Genomic DNA, 16097 nt, shown 5'->3' with positions numbered 1-16097 from the left:
CCACCGACTGGCCCACAATGACCCGGTGAACGACCTCGCCCCGCTCCTCACCCCCGAGGGCCGCGCCCTCCTCGACACCGTGCGCGGCACCGCCCCCGCGGACGAACTCGCCGTCGCCACCCGGCTGCGCCGCGAGCATCCCGCCGAACTGGTCTCCGCCGCGCTCGGCCAGGCCCGGCTGCGGCAGCGGGCGGTGGCGAAGTTCGGGGCCGAGGACGCGGGGCGGATGTTCTTCACGCCGAACGGGGTGGAGCAGTCGACGCGGGCGAGTGTCGCCGCCTACCGGGCGGAGCGCTTCCGGGCGCTGGGGGTGCGGTCCGTCGCCGACCTGTGCTGCGGGATCGGCGGTGACGCGATCGCGCTGGCCCGGGCCGGGATCCGGGTCCTCGCGGTGGACCGGGACCCGCTCACGGCGGCGGCCGCGCGGGCGAACGCGGACGCGCTGGGACTCGCCGACCTGATCGACGTACGGGAGGCGGACGTCACGGAGGTCGACACGGGCGGGTACGACGCCGTGTTCGTGGACCCGGCCAGGCGCTCCACGAAACGCGGGCGCATCTTCGACCCGGAGGCCTACTCGCCGCCGCTCTCCTGGGCCGTCCAGGCGGCCCTCGGGGCCCCGCACGCGGCGCTGAAGGTGGCGCCCGGCATCCCGCACGAGGCGGTCCCCGCACAGGCGGAGGCCGAATGGATCTCGGACGGCGGGGACGTGAAGGAGGCGGTGCTGTGGTTCGGCACCGGGCCGGGTGAGGTACGGGCGACGCTGCTGCCGGGACCGCGGACCCTGCTCGGCCGGAGGCTGCCCGATCCCGGAGTCCGGTCCGTGGGGCGGTACTTGTACGAGCCCGACGGGGCCGTCATCCGGGCCCATCTGGTGGCCGAGGTGGCCGAGGAACTCGACGGCGGGCTGATCGACCCGACCATCGCCTACGTCACCGCGGACGCGCTGCGCGGGACGCCGTACGCCACCGCGTACGAGATCACCGATCAACTCCCCTTCAACGTCAAGAAGTTGAAGGCGCTGCTGCGGGAGCGGGAGGTCGGTGTCCTGACCGTGAAGAAGCGCGGGTCGGCCGTCGAGCCGGAGGAGCTGCGGCGCAAGGCGCTGCCGAAGCCGCAGGGGCCGCACTCGGCGACCGTGTTCCTGACCCGGGTGGCGGGGGCGCCGACCATGCTGATCGGCGCCCCCGCCCGGGTCTGACCCGCCGTTACGGGTGCAGGGGTGTCCTGAGCGGCTCCAGGTGCGGGACGGGGCCGGCCGGGGCCGGCCGTGCCGCGGTGGCGGAGGCGCCGGTGTCCGCGCCCAGGGCCCGGCTCGCCGTCCGGCTGCTCGCGGGCTCGTTGCCGTTGTAGTACGCCGTGTACGTGACCTGGCCGCCGTTCGCGGCCATCGAGGCGCCCGCGGTGTTCAGCGCGCCCGCCGTGACCGAGCCCGTACCGCCGAAGGCGACCGCGGTGTTGATGCTCGCGGACTCACGCAGCAGGTAGCTCGTGACCTCCTTCGACAGGGCCGGACGCGTGGTCCACAGCACGGGTCCGAAGACGTTCATCGCCGAGGCCGCGGACAGACCGTCGCGCCAGGAGCCGGAGTAGGCGAGCGCGACATTGGCCGGCGCGTTCCACCAGAACTTGGCGACGTTCACCGAGAGGGATTCCTTCGTGCTCCCCGTGATCGGGTAGTACGACGCCGAGGAGGGCCACCGGGAGAACGACGTGTGGGTGAGGGCGTACTTGGCGTCCGCGCCGACCGTGATGACCATGGTCTTGTTCGGGTTGATGCCGTTCAGGTACGACTTCACCGACGAGGACAGCTTCTTGCCGTTGCTCAGGACCAGGCCGCCCGAGCTGCCCGTGCCGTCGGCGCCGGCCGCGGCGGCCGCGGGGAGGGACGCGTAGGCGTCGGTGCCGGAGGCCAGGAAGACGTACTTCGGGGCGGTGGTGATCGTCTTGGCCACGGCCACCGAGGTCGCGAAGCGGTCCGCGCCGGTCAGCCGCTTGGGCGTGAAGCCGAGCGCCTTGACCTGCGAGGTGACGCTGCTGGTGAGGATGGACGTGTTGCCCAGGAGGTAGACGTTCGCGCCCGGCTTCAGCACCCGCTTCAGCTCGGCCTTCACCGCCGCGGACAGCCCCGTCTTCGGAGTCGGCAGGACCGGCCCCTGCTTCTTGCCGGCCAGCGCGGGCGCGGTGAGCGCGTACGCCGTGCTGTCCCGGTTGGTGAGCACCGCGGCCTTGGCGTCCATCAGGCCCGGCACGTGCTGCCCGACCTTGTTCCAGGTCCAGCGGGAGCCGGCGATCGTGGTGGTGTAGCTGTCGGAGCCCCAGATGCGGGCGGTGTCGTTCTTGCGCAGCGGTTGCCAGCTGGGGTTGCTGCCCTGCGGGGTGCCCGGAACCGTCGTGACCCCGCCGGTGGCCAGGTCGACGTACGCGGTGGTGTGCACGTCGGTGCTGTCGCCGGTGGTGTGCGCGTCGAAGACGATGCGCTTGCCGGTCGGCGACCAGGACGGGTTGACGGCGTAACCGGGGCCGGTGGTGACCTGCTTGACGCCGGTGCCGTCGGCGTTCGCCGTGAAGACCTGGAGCTTGCCGTCGGTGTCCTTGCGGACGAAGGCCAGCTTGGTGCCGTCGGGCGAGTAGGCGGGCTGCTCGGCGTTGGCCAGCACCCGCTTGACTGTCTTCGCCGACGGGTCGTAGACGTAGATCCCGGCGTTGTCGGCGCAGCCGAAGTTGATCCGGCGTTCGAAGGCGAGCTTGCCGGACGGGCTCGCCGTCGGGTCGGTGTCGCAGACGTTCGCGGGTTCCTGGGCCGCCGTCAGCAGCGGGCGCGGTGCGTAGGCGCCGTCGGAGGGGCCGTAGGCGAGCTGGCCGCCGGTGGAGAAGACCACGTACTGGCCGCCCCACCAGAACGTCAGGTCCTCGTAGACGGCGCTGGAGCGCACGCCCTCGGCCGTGGGCAGGGTGAGCCTGGCACCACCGCTGGGGCGGATGCTGGTGATGGTCTGGCCGTAGGCGGTGGCGAACCGGCTGCCGTCGGGCGCCCAGGCACCGTCGTCGCCCGAGCCGGTGTTCGGGATCTGGCTCTTCGCCCCGGTGACCGGATCGACGAGGACCGGGCCGTCGGTCAGCAGCCGTCCCTCGGTGCCCGGCCAGGGGCCGGCGTCGTCGGCGGAGGCGCCGGGCGCGGCGGCCAGGGTGCCCACCGCGGCGAGGGCCGCCGCGGTCGCGAGCGCCGCGGCACGGCGGCGCATGGACTGTCTCAAGTTGTCGTCCCCCCATGGGATGTCACAGCCCCCGCGCAGGGGGCTGAGTCACTTTAATTCGCAAGGAAACACGAGGGAACCGAGTTACTGGTAAACACCTGTGCGAATTCAGGTCAAGATCCGCATTCCCGCGCCCGGTCGAGGAGCAGGTCCCGCTCCCGCTCGTTGCGGGTCAGCGCGGCCGCCCGCTCGAACTCGGCCCGGGCCTCCGCCGTACGGCCGAGGCGGGCGAGGAGGTCGCCGCGGACGCTCGGCAGCAAGTGGTAGTCGTGCAGGGCGGGTTCAGCGGTGAGGGCGTCGACGATCTCCAGGGCCGGGGCCGGTCCCTCGGCCATGGAGACGGCGACCGCGCGGTTGAGTTCCACGACCGGGGAGGGGGCGCGGGCGGCGAGCAGGGCGTAGAGGGTGGCGATGGCCCGCCAGTCGGTCTCCTCGTAGGAGTACGCGTGCGCGTGGCAGGCGGCGATGCCGGCCTGGAGGACGTAGGGGCCCGGGGCGCCGGTGGCCGTGGCGTCCGCGCGGGCCAGGGCCTTGATGCCGCGGGCGATGAGCATGCGGTTCCAGCGGCTGCGGTTCTGGTCCTTGAGCAGGACGGGTTCGCCGCGCGGTCCGGTACGGGCCGCGGTGCGGGAGGCCTGGAACTCCAACAGGGCCGCCAGGCCGTGCACTTCGGGTTCCTTGGGCATGAGCGCGGACAGCAGCCGGGCCAGCCGCAGGGCGTCCTCGCACAGGGACGGGCGCAGCCAGTCGTCGCCCGCGGTGGCCGCGTACCCCTCGTTGAAGATCAGGTAGATGACGTCCAGGACCGAGCCGAGGCGGGCCTCGCGGTCGGGGCCGTAGGGCACCTCGAAGGCGATGTTCTTCGTGGCGAGGGTCCGCTTGGCGCGCACGATCCGCTGGGCGACCGTGGCCTCCGGCACGAGGAAGGCGCGGGCGATCTCGGGGGTGGTGAGGCCGCCGAGCAACCGCAGGGTGAGCGCGGTGCGGGCCTCCGCGGACAGCACCGGGTGGCACGTGGTGAAGACGAGCCTGAGCAGGTCGTCGTCGATGTCCTCGGGGTCGGCGGGCTCCTCCGGCGGGGCCGTCTCCGACAGGTCCCGGCCGATCTCGGCCAGCTTGCGGGCGTAGTTCTCCCGGCGGCGGACCAGGTCGACGGCCTTGCGGCGCGCGATGGCCATGAGCCAGGCGCCGGGGTTGTCGGGGACGCCGTCGCGGGGCCACTGCTCCAGCGCGGCGACCAGCGCGTCCTGCGCGAGTTCCTCGGCGATGCCGACGTCCCGGACGACCCGGGTGACGCCGGCGATGATCCGGGGGGACTCCAGGCGGAAGACGGTCTCGACGGAGGACCGGGCATCGGTGCGGGAGGGCTGTGAGGTGGTCACAGCCCCCCATTCGACACCGTCACGGCCGTACGGCCAAGGAAGGCGATGCGATCCCCGGGCCTCAGCCCTCGACGATCTCCCGCACCTCGCAGGTGACCGTCCAGTGCTCCTCGTGGACCTTCAGGAAGCGCTTGGTCCACTCGATCGCCTCGGCCATGTCCTTGGCCTGGACGATGGCGTACCCGCCGACGACCTCCTTGGCCTCGGTGAAGGGCCCGTCGGTCACCGACAGCTCGCCCTTCTCCCAGTGGACCCGGGTCCCCTGCGCGGTCGGCGTCAGCCCGGCGGTGTCCAGCAGCACCCCGGCCTTCGTCATCTCCTCGATCAGCTCGCCCATGCGCTGCATCAGGGCGTCGCTGGGGCCCTCGGCGGGGGCGTTCTGCTCGTCGATCCGGACCATCGACAGGTAACGCGGCATGGTGACTCCTCGATCGGTGCGGGGCCGGTCCTTCCCGGCCTCTCACCAGTGCGTCGATCGGAAGGGCCCGGGATCGACAGACTCCGCGGATTTCTTCGGAGAATTTTTCCCGGGCCCTCAAGCATGCGCCTGACCTGCTACGACAGCGAGCCGCCGAAGGTCGCCCGGTCGACCGGCGCCCCGACCGTGCGCGGTCCGAAGGTGAACGCCGCGTCCGTCACGATGCCCGTCGGACGTCCCCGCAGCGACCAGACGGCGCCTTCGCCGGCGTTCGCGCCCTCGACACCGTTCTCGCCGGGCGCCGCCGCCGCGAGGTCCGCGTAGCCGTTGCCGTTGATGTCGTGGATGCTGACCGCGCCACCGAACTGGTCGCCCGACTCGGCGGCGCCGGGGACGCCGTCGGTGTCCTGGGTGAAGCCCTGGGAGCCCGTGCCGGTCAGGCCGCCGCGGCCGCCGTAGAGGACGTTGACCATGCCGGCCCCTTGCTTGTCGCCGAGCTTCTCGCCGGGCGAACCGACGGCCACGTCGGCGTAGCCGTCGTTGTTGACGTCACCGGCGGTCACCGCGTCGCCGAAGCGGTCGTCCTCCTCCTTGGCGCCCGGGACTCCTTCGGTGTCCTGGCTGTACGACTTCCAGGTCGACGCCGGCTTCAGACCGGACGCCGAGCCGAGGGCCACGGTGACCGAGGAGTCGTTCGGGACGCCCCGGACGACGTCGTCGAAGCCGTCGCCGTTGACGTCGCCGAAGGCCACCTGGCCACTGCCGTCAGGGGAGTCGACGTAGCTGAAGCCTCCGGAGGCGTTGGCCAGGTACAGCTGGGAGCCGACGCCGCCCTCGCCGATGTAGACGGTCAGCGCGAGGTCGTCGCGGCCGTCGCCGTTGACGTCCCCGGCGGCCGCGTACATCACGTCGTAGGGCTCCACCTTGGGCGAGCCGAAGTCCTGCGTGGCGGTCGGCTTCCCGTCCCGGGAGATCGGGCCCCGCCAGACGGTGGCCTCGGTGCCGAGCGGGTCGTCGCCCGGGGCCCGGCCGCCGCGGAACAGGACCAGGTCCGGCCAGCTGTCCCCGTCGAAGTCGCCCGCCTGGGTGGTCGCCGCGGGCACGGACACCGCGCCGGACAGGCCCTCCTTGGAGCCCCAGACGACGACCGCGTCCCGGTTCGAGTCGGCCTGTCCGATGATCAGGTCGGTTCGCCCGTCGCCGTCCAGGTCCCCCGTGGACAGCTGGTAGCCGAAGTTCTCGCCCGCGGCGGGATCGCCGGGGATGCCGCTGGTGGAGCGGCTGATGATGGTGCGGCTGTCCTTGGTCAGGCCGTGCGGGCCGCCGTACATGACGGTGACGTAGCCCGCCCCCTTCTTGCCGCCGACCGTGGCGATCGGGGCGCCGACGGCGAGGTCCTTGTAGCCGTCCCCGTTGAAGTCGTCCTGGACGGCCTTCGATTCGGCCGCCGAGGCGCTGCCGGCGAGGGCGGGGATCCCGCCGAGCGCGAGCACTCCGGCGATCAGCGGTACGGACCAGGCTTTGTACGCACGCGAGTTGGACATCTGTGTTTCCCCCTGGTTACTGCAGTGTGGTCACCGCAACAGACATCACTGGACGCGCGCTGGTTGCAGCAGTCATCCAGTTTTTTCGGTGAACACGTCAGCGAGAACTCGGCGGAGCTCGGCGCGAGCTCGGCGCGAGCTCGGCGAGAGCTCGGCGAGAGCTCGGCGAGAGCTCAGCGGAGCGACTCCCACAGCTCGCTCGCCGCGGGCTCCTTCGCGACCACCCGGTTGGGGTCGGAGGGCGCGGTCACCACCGGCATGGTCACGGTCTTCACCCGGTCGCTCGACAGGCCCTTCAGGCTCTCGCCGAGGCTCATCAGCTCGGCCAGGGAGTCGAGGCCGGTGTCGGTGGTGAGGCTGCCGGTGATCGCGTCGGTGACGGAGTACAGCTTGGTGGGGCTGGTCAGGAGGTTCGTCGCGGAGATCTGCTCCAGCAGCGCCTTCACCAGGGTCTGCTGGAGGCCGATGCGGCCCAGGTCGCTGCCGTCGCCTATGCCGTGCCGGGTGCGGGCGAGCGCGAGGGCCGTCTTCCCGTCCAGGTGGTGGGTGCCCGCCTTCAGGTGCAGGTGGCTGTCGTCGTCGTCGATGTCCTGGTCCGTGGTGACCGTGACCCCGCCGAGGGAGTTCACCAGCTTCGCGAAGCCGGAGAAGTCGATCTCGACGTAGTGGTCCATGCGGACGTCCGTGATCGACTCGACGGTCTTGACCGCGCACACCGGACCGCCCACCGAATAGGCGCTGTTGAACATCGCGCCGTACGCCACCGCCGTGGAGCCGCCGCTCTTCAGCGGGCAGGAGGGGCGGGTGACGAGGGTGTCGCGCGGGATGCTGACGACCGTGGCCCCCGTGCGCCCCGCGTCGACGTGCACGACCATCGCGGTGTCGGAGCGGGCCCCGGTGCTGCTGCCGCCGCCGAGCGCCTTGTTCTCCTTGCCGCTGCGCGAGTCGGAGCCGAGGACCAGGATGTTGAGGGCCTCGGTGGGGAGCGGGGCCTCCTGCGAGGTCTGCGAGGCCGAAGGGGTCGGGGTGACCTTGGCGGGACGGTCGTCGCCGAGCGCGCTGTTGATGTCGACGCTCTTGATGTTGCTGTTGAGATGCCAGTACGCCCAGCCGACCGTCCCGATGCCCAGTACCAGGGCGCCCGCGAGGGTGAGGCCGGCGGCCTTCAGCAACCGCCGCCGCCGGCCCGTCCGTCTGCCCTCGTCGTCTCCCGTCACAGGAAGGAACGTACGTCCGAATTATTACGAGGAGCGCCTCCGGGGCGGCTTTCTTCGGAAAATCTCACGCTTCTCAGCCCAGCGTCACGGTCGGCACCGGGTTGCTCCCGCTCCAGGAGGCGTTGAACCCGAAGGTCACGGAACCGCCGTCCGGGACCGTGCCGTTGTAGGAGGCGTTGGAGCAGCTGACCACCGCGCCGGACTGGGTGCAGTCGGCGTTCCAGGCCTGGGTGATCCGCTGACCCGCCCCGTACGTCCAGCCGACCTTCCAGGACGACAGCGCGGCACCCTTGCAGGAGATCGTCACCTGCCCCGTGAAGCCGGTGTTCCACTGACTGGTCACGCTGTAGGAGGCGCTGCACGCGCCGGTCGGCGGCGGGGTGGTCGTCCCGCCGAGCGCCTCCGCGATGGCGTAGTACGCCGGTTTCGGCGCGTAGTTCTCGTCGTACGGCGTCGCCGCGCCCTGTCCCGGGAAGGTGCTCGGGATCCAGGAGTCGGAGTCGGTGAAGCCCCAGACGGTGGCGCCGACACAGCGCGCGACGGCCACGCAGGCGTTCATGACGGCCTTGTAGTCGGCGGCCTGCTGGGTCAGCTTCGCGCTGTCGGAGGGCAGCGTCATCCGGATGTCCAGCTCGGTGATCGCCACGTCGACGCCGAGGTCGGCGAAGCGCTGGATGTTCTGCTGGAGTGTGCCGGGGACCTGACCGACGATCAGATGGGCCTGGAGTCCGACCCCGTCGATCGGGACGCCCTGCTCCTTCAGCGACTTGACGAGGTTGTACAGGGCGGTCGACTTCGCGTTGACGCCCTCGACGTTGTAGTCGTTGATGTAGAGCTTGGCGGCCGGGTCGGCGGCGCGGGCGGCGGTGAGGGCCTGGGCGATGTAGCCGGTGCCGAGGCCGTTGTACCAGAGGGTCTGGCGGTAGGTGCCGTCCTCGTTGAAGGGTTCGTTGACGACGTCCCAGGCCGCGAGGCGCCCCTTGTAGCGCCCGACCTCGAGGGCGATGTGGTCGTTGAGCAGCGTGCTCAGCTGGGCCTGGGTCCAGGTGCCGTTGGTCAGCCAGCTCGGGTTCTGGCTGTGCCAGACCAGGGTGTGACCGCGCACCTGCTGCCCGTGGGCCTCGGCGAAGTTCACGATCTGGTCGGCCTCGGCCCAGTTGTAGCTGCCCCGGGTCGGCTCGACGGAGCCCCACTTCATGGCGTTGCCGGGAGTCAGCGAGTTGAACTGCGCCCCGGCGAGCTCGCCGTAGGTCCCGGTGAGCTTGGACCCGGTGACGGCGGTACCGATGACCTTGCCCTTGGCGGCGGCGAGGTCGCGGAGGGGCGGGTCAGCGGCATGGGCGGTGGGTGCGGTGGCCATGAGCGCGCCGAGGAGCAGAAGGGGTAAGCCGGCTCTCAGAGATCTCATTGCGGGTACCTCCGAAACTTTCGGTCGTACAACCGATTGGCTTCGGAGGAGTGTGGGGTCAGGCACTCAGATCGTCAAGGTCACCCACCCCAGGGGCGCGGGGCTGTGTCGACATGCGGCTCCGCCGCGTGGGCGCGACCAGCCACAACAAACCCGCACCCGCCCACAACCCAACCCGGCACCCCCCTAGGCGCAACGTGCCGTACTACTGCGAACCACCAAGCTCGTAGCCAGCTCCACCCGAGTCGCCGCGGCAGCATCCCCGTCCCGCCCCAGATCCAGCACCAGCTTCGCCGCCGCCTCGGCCATCTCCGTCAGCGGCTGCCGTACGGTCGTCAGCGGCGGCCCCACCCACGGCGCCACCGGCAGGTCGTCGAACCCGACCACGCTCAGGTCCTCCGGGATCCGCAGCCCCAGCTCGCGCGCGGCCTCGTACACGCCGAGCGCCTGGAGGTCGTTGCCGGCGAAGACCGCGGTGGGCCGGTCCGGGCGGCGCAGCAGTTCCAGGCCCTGGCGGTAGCCGGTCTCGTGGTGGAAGTCGCCGGCCATGATCAGCCCGGGGTCGACGGGCAGCCCGGCCGTCTCCAGCGCGGCCCGGTAGCCGTCGATGCGGGCGCGGCTGCACATCATCCGGGAGGGTCCGGTGATCGCGCCGATCCGCCGGTGCCCGAGCTCGACGAGGTGCCGGGTGGCCGCGAGCCCGCCCTGCCAGTTGGTGGCGCCGATCGAGGGCACGTCGGCGCCCGGGTCGCCGGCCGGGTCCATCACCACGAACGGGATCGACCTGCTGCCGAGCAGCGCGCGCTGGGACTCGTCGAGCCCGGACAGCACCAGGACCACGCCGTAGGGGCGGCGGGCGGCGACCTGGTCGGCCCAGGTGCGGCCGGGGGTGAGCCGCCCGGCGCTCTCGCTCAGCACGACGCTGAGCCCGGCGTCGCGGGCCACGTTCTCCACGCCCCGGATGACCTCCATCGCCCACGCGCTCTCCAGCTCGTGGAAGACCAGGTCGATCAGGGGCGAGCGGCTCGCCTCGGCGCGTCGGCGCCGGTAGCCGTGCGCGCGCAGCAGGTCCTCGACGCGGGCGCGGGTCGCGGGCGCGACGTCGGCCCTGCCGTTGAGGACCTTCGAAACTGTCGGCGCCGAGACGCCGGCCTCCCGGGCGATCTCGGCGAGGGTCGCGGTCTGCTGCGACCGCCCCACCGCAGGGGAAGTCGTCCGGGTTTCAGCGGGCTCCGGGGGTGTCATGGCGGCGATCGTATCCCTGCGCGACCTCTTGACGAACCCTCCTGGCGGCCCTAGGTTCCCAAAACATTCGGATTGAGCATCGAAACATTCGCGAAGGCGTCGTCGACCGACAGTCGAGCCCGACAGGAGTTACATGACCACCGCGCCCTGGCGTGACCCCGCCCTGACCGCCGCCGCCCGTGTCGACGACCTCCTCTCCCGGATGACCCTGGAGGAGAAGACCGCCCAGTTGTACGGCGTGTGGGTGGGCGCCAGTACGGACGGGGACGGCGTCGCTCCCCTGCAACGCGAGATGACCGCCGACTACGACTGGGACGAGCTGATCACCAGGGGCCTCGGCCAGCTCACCCGCCCCTTCGGCACCGCCCCCGTGGACCCGGCGCTGGGCGCGCAGGCACTGGCCCGCGCCCAGCGCCGTATCGCGGAGGCCGGTCGCTTCGGCATCCCGGCGCTGGCCCACGAGGAGTGCCTGGCCGGCTTCACCACCTGGCGGGCCACCGCCTATCCCGTTCCGCTCGCGTGGGGTGCGAGCTGGGACGCCGAACTGGTCGCGGAGATGGCCGGCGCCATCGGCCGCGACCTGCGTGCGGTCGGCGTCCACCAGGGACTGGCCCCCGTTCTGGACGTCGTCCGCGACCCGCGCTGGGGGCGGGTCGAGGAGACGATCGGCGAGGACCCGTACCTGGTGGGCACGATCGGCGCGGCGTACGTCCGGGGTCTGGAGCAGGCCGGGATCGTCGCCACGCTCAAGCACTTCGCCGGGTACGCCTCCTCGGCGGGCGCCCGCAACCTCGCGCCCGTGCGGGCCGGGGTGCGGGAGTTCGCCGACATCACCCTGCCGCCCTTCGAGTTCGCGCTGCGCGAGGGCGGGGCGCGCTCGGTGATGGCCGCGTACACCGACACCGACGGCGTCCCGGCCTCCGCCGACCCCGGCCTGCTGACCGAACTGCTGCGTGAGGAGTGGGGGTTCACCGGCACGGTGGTCGCCGACTACTTCGGCGTGGGCTTCCTGCAGACCCAGCACCGGATCGCCGGCACCGAGGCGGGCGCGGCCCACGCCGCCCTGGAGGCGGGCCTGGACGTCGAGCTGCCGACGGTGAAGTGCTACGGCAACCCGCTCGTCGAGGCGGTCCGGGCCGGGGAGGTCCCTGAGTTTCTGATCGACCGGGCGGCCCGCCGGGTCCTGCTCCAGAAGTGCGAGCTGGGCCTGCTGGACGAGGACTGGAACCCGGAGCCCACCGGCCGGATCGACCTGGACTCGACGGCGAACCGGGCCCTGGCCCGCCGCCTCGCCGAGGAGTCGGTGGTCCTCCTCGACAACCCGGACGGCCTGCTCCCGCTGGCCCCGGACACCCGGATCGCGGTCGTCGGACCCCGCGCCGCCGACGCGCTGGCGATGCTCGGCTGCTACTCCTTCCCGTCCCACGTCCTCACCCACCACCCGGACGTCCCGACGGGCATCGAGATCCCGACGGTCCTCGAGGCCCTGCGCGCCGAACTCCCGGACGCCAAGGTGACGTTCACCGAGGGCTGCGGGGTCGACGACCCGGACACCGGGGGCTTCGAGGAGGCGGTGGCCAGGACGGCCGAGGCGGACGTGTGCGTGGCGGTGCTCGGCGACCGGGCGGGCCTGTTCGGCCGGGGCACCTCGGGCGAGGGCTGCGATGTGACGGACCTGCGACTGCCCGGTGTCCAGGGCGAGTTGCTGGACTCCCTGGTCGCCACCGGCGTCCCGGTGGTCCTCGTCCTGCTCACCGGCCGGCCCTACGCGCTCGGCCGCTGGCAGGGCCGGCTCGGCGCGGTCGTCCAGGCCTTCTTCCCCGGCGAGGAGGGCGGCCCGGCGGTCGCCGGGGTCCTCTCGGGCCGGGTGAACCCCTCGGGCCGCCTCCCGGTGAGCGTGCCGCAGGTGCCGGGCGGCCAGCCCTGGACCTACCTCCAGCCCCCGCTCGGTCTCGCGGGCGGGGTCAGCAACCTGGACCCGACCCCGCTGTACCCGTTCGGACACGGCCGCTCCTACACGGAGTTCGTGTGGGAGGACTTCGGGGGAACGGCTCCCGAGCTCACCACGGACGGCTCGTACGACGTGTCGCTGACCGTCCGCAACACGGGGGACCGGGCGGGCGCCGAGGTCGTCCAGCTGTATCTGCACGACCCGGTGGCCTCGGTGACCCGCCCGGACGTCCGTCTGATCGGCTACCGGCGGCTGGAGCTGGACCCGGGCGAGTCCCGCCGCGTGACCTTCCGCTTCCACGCGGACCTGTCCGCCTTCACCGACCGCAGGGGCAGGAGGATCGTGGAGCCGGGCGACCTGGAGCTACGGCTGTCGGCGTCGAGCGCGGAGGCCCGGCACACGGTACGGCTGCATCTGACGGGCCCGGTGCGGGAGTTGGGCGCGGACCGTCGGCTGCGGTGCGAGACGGAGCTGTCGTAGGACCGCGGTCACCCGACGGACTCGAACCGCCACCGGTGCACCGCCCGGCTCACCAACTCGGGGTCCGGCTCCGGGAGTTCGGGCAGCTCGGCGTCGTAGGCCGCGTCCCACCACGTGATGACGAGGACGCGGTCCTGCGGCCCCCGGAAGGTCTCGCGCCGCGACGGCCGTACGGGAAGCTCCTGTCGGCGGGCCCAGGCGAGCAGCTCATCGCCCCGGCCCTCGACCGCCCGGGCCTCCCACATCAGCGCGACCGTCACGAGTAGAGGTTCTCCTTGCTGATCTCGTGGACGTGGTCGTGGCCCGGCACGTGCGGGTCGGTCACCGGCAGGGAGGAGTCGGCCGACAGGTCCCAGCTGGACGCGGGCCGGTTCCGCGCGACCATCTCCGCGCCGAGCGCGGCGACCATCGCGCCGTTGTCGGTGCACAGCTTGGGCCGCGGGACCCGGAGACGGATCCCGGCGGCCTCGCAGCGCTCCTGGGCGAGGGCCCGCAGACGGGAGTTGGCGGCCACCCCGCCGCCGATCATCAGGTGGTCGACGCCCTCGTCCTTGCAGGCCCGCACGGCCTTGCGGGTCAGCACGTCCACGACCGCCTCCTGGAAGGACGCGGCCACGTCACGCACCGGCACCTCCTCCCCCGCGGCCCGCTTGGCCTCGATCCAGCGGGCGACCGCGGTCTTCAGCCCGGAGAAGGAGAAGTCGTACGCCGGGTCGCGCGGCCCGGTCAGCCCGCGCGGGAAGGCGATCGCGGACGGGTCGCCCTCGCGCGCGTACCGGTCGATGACGGGACCGCCGGGGAAGCCGAGGTTCAGCACCCGGGCGATCTTGTCGAAGGCCTCGCCGGCCGCGTCGTCGATGGTGGCGCCCATGGGCCGTACGTCGGAGGTGATGTCCGAGGACAGCAGCAGGGACGAGTGCCCGCCGGACACCAGCAGCGCCATCGTCGGCTCCGGCAGTGCCCCGTGCTCCAGCTGGTCCACGCAGATGTGCGAGGCGAGGTGGTTGACGCCGTAGAGGGGCTTGCCGAGGGCGTAGGCGTAAGCCTTCGCCGCCGACACCCCGACGAGGAGGGCGCCGGCGAGCCCGGGACCGGCGGTGACGGCGATGCCGTCGAGGTCCTTCGCGGAGACCCCGGCCTCCTTCAGGGCGCGCTCGATGGTCGGCACCATCGCTTCGAGGTGCGCCCGGGAGGCCACCTCCGGGACGACACCGCCGAACCGGGCGTGCTCGTCCACGCTGGACGCGATGGCGTCGGCGAGCAGGGTGGTTCCCCGGACGATGCCGACGCCGGTCTCGTCACAGGAGGTCTCGATGCCCAGGACAAGCGGTTCGTCAGCCATTGATCTCGGTTCCTCGTACGGAAGTTGAAGGGTCGGTGAGTCGCATGACCAGGGCGTCCACGTTGCCCGGCTGGTAGTAGCCGCGCCGGAACCCGATGGCCTCGAAGCCGAAGCGCTCGTAGAGCTTCTGGGCGCGGATGTTGTCGATCCGGCACTCCAGCATGACCTCGGCGCACTCGAAGGCGGTCGCGGCCCGCAGCAGTTCGGTCAGCAGGGTGGCCCCGAGTCCGGTGCCCCAGTGGTCACGGGCGACGGCGATCGTCTGGACGTCGGCCAGCTCGCCGGCGGCGGCGAGCCCGGCGTACCCCACGATCCGCTCGCCCTCCTCGGCCACCACGTACCGCCGGGTCGCCTCGGGTCCCCGGGAGTGCGCCAGCTCGGACCAGAACATGCCCCGGGACCAGGCGTCCTCCGGGAAGAGGTCCCTCTCCAGCTCCAGGACGGGGTCGATGTCCCACCAGCGCATCTCGCGCAGCACAGGAGTCACGGGGGCGGTCACTTGGGGGTGACCACCTTGTAGTTCTTGGGCACCTGGGCGTCGGGCCGCCGCAGGTACAGCGGCCGTGGCGCGGGCAGCTCCTCCCCGGCCGCGATCCTCTCGGCCGCGAGAGCGGCGAGCGCGGCGGCACTGACGTGCTCGGGCTCGCGGGCGTCGGGGAAGGTCTCGGGGTAGAGCAGCGCCCCGGCTCCGACGGCGGGCAGTCCCTCGACCCGCTCGGCGATGTCGGTGGGCCGGTCGACGGAGGGTTCACCGGTTCGGGTACGGGAGTCCTCGTACCGCGCCCAGTAGACCTCCTTGCGCCGCGCGTCGGTCGCCACGACGAAGGGCCCCTCGCCGGGGTCGGCCGCGTACGCGAGCCCGTCCAGGGTGCACACCCCGTACACGGGCACGCCGAGCGCGAGCCCGAAGGTGTCCGCGGTCATGAGCCCGACCCGCAGCCCGGTGTACGGCCCGGGCCCGGTCCCCACGACGATCCCGGTGACGTCGCCCAGTGTCACCCCCGCGTCGGCGAGCACCCGGTCGACGGCCGGAAGGAGCAGTTCCCCGTGCCGACGGGCGTCCACCTGACTGAAGGAGGCGAGCACGTCCCTCCCGTCGTGCAGAGCGACGGTGACGGCGGGCGTGGCGGTATCCAGAGCGAGCAACAGCACGCGAACAGCCTACGGCTCCCGGGAGGACGGGGCGGCCGCAGGCCGACTTCGGCACAGCGGGCGCCCCACGAGCTGCTACCGTCACCACAAATCAGGACTAAATACTCAAGAGGTATCGGTGGCACCCAGTAGCGCAGGCTTCGTAACCGCCCTCACCACGGCGGCCCTCGCAACGGTCGGCTTCCTCGCCTACCAGGCCTCCGCCACCGCCCCCGGCAAGGCCGGCCCGGACGGCACTCCCGCGGCCGTCACCTCGCAGGTCCCCCAGGTCAAGCGGGACCCCACCGCCCTCCCCGCCGGTTCCGGCGAGGGCGCACGCGTCGTGTACTCCCTGGACGCCGACCGGGTCTGGCTGGTGGGCCCCGCCGACACGGTGACCCGCACCTTCGAGGTCACCCCGGGGAGTGTCGACCCCGCTCCCGGCGTCTACGCGGTCACCTCCCGCTCCAACGCGATCACCGGCACCGACGGCATCCCCGTCGAACACGTGGTCCGCTTCGCCTCCGGCGCCGACGGCGTGGCCATCGGCTTCAGCGCGGCCGTACGGGATCCCGCGCCCCTCGTCGGCTCCGACGCCGTGCTGACGGGCGGCATCCGGGAGTCCCGCGCGGACGGCGACGCGATGTGGACCTTCGCGATGATCGGCGCGAAGGTCGTCGTGATCCACTGAGCCCGGTCGGGCGACGGGTCGGCCGAGCGGC

General features: G+C 72.3%; 14 protein-coding genes. 3 read left to right on the top strand and 11 right to left on the bottom strand.

Translation table 11 applies throughout. The features are described from left to right. The first annotated feature begins 25 nt into the window (after positions 1 to 25). Positions 26 to 1201: a THUMP-like domain-containing protein gene (locus AC2XR2_RS27200; protein WP_491516530.1), complete on the top strand. Its 1176-nt coding sequence runs from the start codon at positions 26 to 28 to the stop codon at positions 1199 to 1201. Between the two features lie 7 nt (positions 1202 to 1208). On the opposite strand, the gene AC2XR2_RS27195 is transcribed toward AC2XR2_RS27200, so the two are convergent. The 7 genes from AC2XR2_RS27195 to AC2XR2_RS27165 form a co-directional block, all read right to left on the bottom strand. Further along, complete coding sequence (locus AC2XR2_RS27195; RefSeq protein ID WP_491516529.1) at positions 1209 to 3257, bottom strand: cell wall-binding repeat-containing protein; 2049 nt, start codon at positions 3255 to 3257, stop codon at positions 1209 to 1211. A 113-nt stretch (positions 3258 to 3370) separates the two neighbouring features. Then, a complete protein-coding gene (locus AC2XR2_RS27190) occupies positions 3371 to 4639 on the bottom strand; it encodes an RNA polymerase sigma factor (RefSeq protein WP_381307909.1) in 1269 nt (422 codons plus the stop codon). Positions 4640 to 4700: 61 nt separating this feature from the next. Then, positions 4701 to 5057: a YciI family protein gene (locus AC2XR2_RS27185; RefSeq protein ID WP_330264968.1), complete on the bottom strand. Its 357-nt coding sequence runs from the start codon at positions 5055 to 5057 to the stop codon at positions 4701 to 4703. Between the two features lie 137 nt (positions 5058 to 5194). After that, entirely contained in the window at positions 5195 to 6601 is a 1407-nt protein-coding gene (locus AC2XR2_RS27180; protein WP_381307911.1) for an FG-GAP-like repeat-containing protein, read from the bottom strand. Positions 6602 to 6774: 173 nt separating this feature from the next. Continuing rightward, a complete protein-coding gene (locus AC2XR2_RS27175) occupies positions 6775 to 7818 on the bottom strand; it encodes an LCP family protein (RefSeq protein WP_491516528.1) in 1044 nt (347 codons plus the stop codon). A 73-nt stretch (positions 7819 to 7891) separates the two neighbouring features. Beyond that, a complete protein-coding gene (locus AC2XR2_RS27170; RefSeq protein WP_491516527.1) occupies positions 7892 to 9226 on the bottom strand; it encodes a glycoside hydrolase family 10 protein in 1335 nt (444 codons plus the stop codon). A 186-nt stretch (positions 9227 to 9412) separates the two neighbouring features. Continuing rightward, on the bottom strand, positions 9413 to 10471 hold the full coding sequence (locus AC2XR2_RS27165; protein ID WP_330264972.1) for a LacI family DNA-binding transcriptional regulator: 1059 nt from the start codon (positions 10469 to 10471) through the stop codon (positions 9413 to 9415). A 133-nt stretch (positions 10472 to 10604) separates the two neighbouring features. Here AC2XR2_RS27165 and AC2XR2_RS27160 point away from each other — a divergent pair, with 133 nt between their 5' ends. Further along, on the top strand, positions 10605 to 12902 hold the full coding sequence (locus tag AC2XR2_RS27160; RefSeq protein ID WP_491516526.1) for a beta-xylosidase/alpha-l-arabinosidase: 2298 nt from the start codon (positions 10605 to 10607) through the stop codon (positions 12900 to 12902). An 8-nt stretch (positions 12903 to 12910) separates the two neighbouring features. On the opposite strand, the gene AC2XR2_RS27155 is transcribed toward AC2XR2_RS27160, so the two are convergent. The 4 genes from AC2XR2_RS27155 to tsaB are packed head-to-tail and all read right to left on the bottom strand — an operon-like array spanning position 12911 to position 15396. Beyond that, on the bottom strand, positions 12911 to 13162 hold the full coding sequence (locus tag AC2XR2_RS27155) for a hypothetical protein (protein ID WP_491516525.1): 252 nt from the start codon (positions 13160 to 13162) through the stop codon (positions 12911 to 12913). Further along, entirely contained in the window at positions 13159 to 14244 is a 1086-nt protein-coding gene (gene tsaD / locus AC2XR2_RS27150) for a tRNA (adenosine(37)-N6)-threonylcarbamoyltransferase complex transferase subunit TsaD (protein WP_330264975.1), read from the bottom strand. The genes AC2XR2_RS27155 and tsaD overlap by 4 nt, the downstream gene beginning before the upstream one ends. Beyond that, positions 14237 to 14743 (bottom strand): ribosomal protein S18-alanine N-acetyltransferase, encoded by a 507-nt coding sequence (gene rimI / locus AC2XR2_RS27145; protein WP_491516524.1) that lies wholly within the window; start codon positions 14741 to 14743, stop codon positions 14237 to 14239. The genes tsaD and rimI overlap by 8 nt, the downstream gene beginning before the upstream one ends. After that, entirely contained in the window at positions 14740 to 15396 is a 657-nt protein-coding gene (tsaB, locus tag AC2XR2_RS27140; RefSeq protein ID WP_491516523.1) for a tRNA (adenosine(37)-N6)-threonylcarbamoyltransferase complex dimerization subunit type 1 TsaB, read from the bottom strand. Before tsaB ends, rimI begins: the two co-directional genes overlap by 4 nt. Before the next feature lie 118 nt (positions 15397 to 15514). On the opposite strand from tsaB, the gene AC2XR2_RS27135 reads away from it, so the two are divergent. After that, entirely contained in the window at positions 15515 to 16066 is a 552-nt protein-coding gene (locus AC2XR2_RS27135) for a hypothetical protein (protein ID WP_491516522.1), read from the top strand. The last annotated feature ends 31 nt before the right edge of the window (positions 16067 to 16097 follow it).

Source organism: Streptomyces sp. LS-MS-L19 (assembly GCF_058382285.1).
This window is presented reverse-complemented; position numbering and strand designations above follow the sequence as displayed.

Coding starts and splice junctions, on each gene's coding strand:
- AC2XR2_RS27170 (WP_491516527.1), bottom strand. CDS start 9,226: ATGAGATCTCTGAGAGCCGGCTTACCCCTTCTGCTCCTCGGCGCGCTC.
- tsaD (WP_330264975.1), bottom strand. CDS start 14,244: ATGGCTGACGAACCGCTTGTCCTGGGCATCGAGACCTCCTGTGACGAG.
- AC2XR2_RS27160 (WP_491516526.1), top strand. CDS start 10,605: ATGACCACCGCGCCCTGGCGTGACCCCGCCCTGACCGCCGCCGCCCGT.
- AC2XR2_RS27165 (WP_330264972.1), bottom strand. CDS start 10,471: ATGACACCCCCGGAGCCCGCTGAAACCCGGACGACTTCCCCTGCGGTG.
- AC2XR2_RS27185 (WP_330264968.1), bottom strand. CDS start 5,057: ATGCCGCGTTACCTGTCGATGGTCCGGATCGACGAGCAGAACGCCCCC.
- AC2XR2_RS27180 (WP_381307911.1), bottom strand. CDS start 6,601: ATGTCCAACTCGCGTGCGTACAAAGCCTGGTCCGTACCGCTGATCGCC.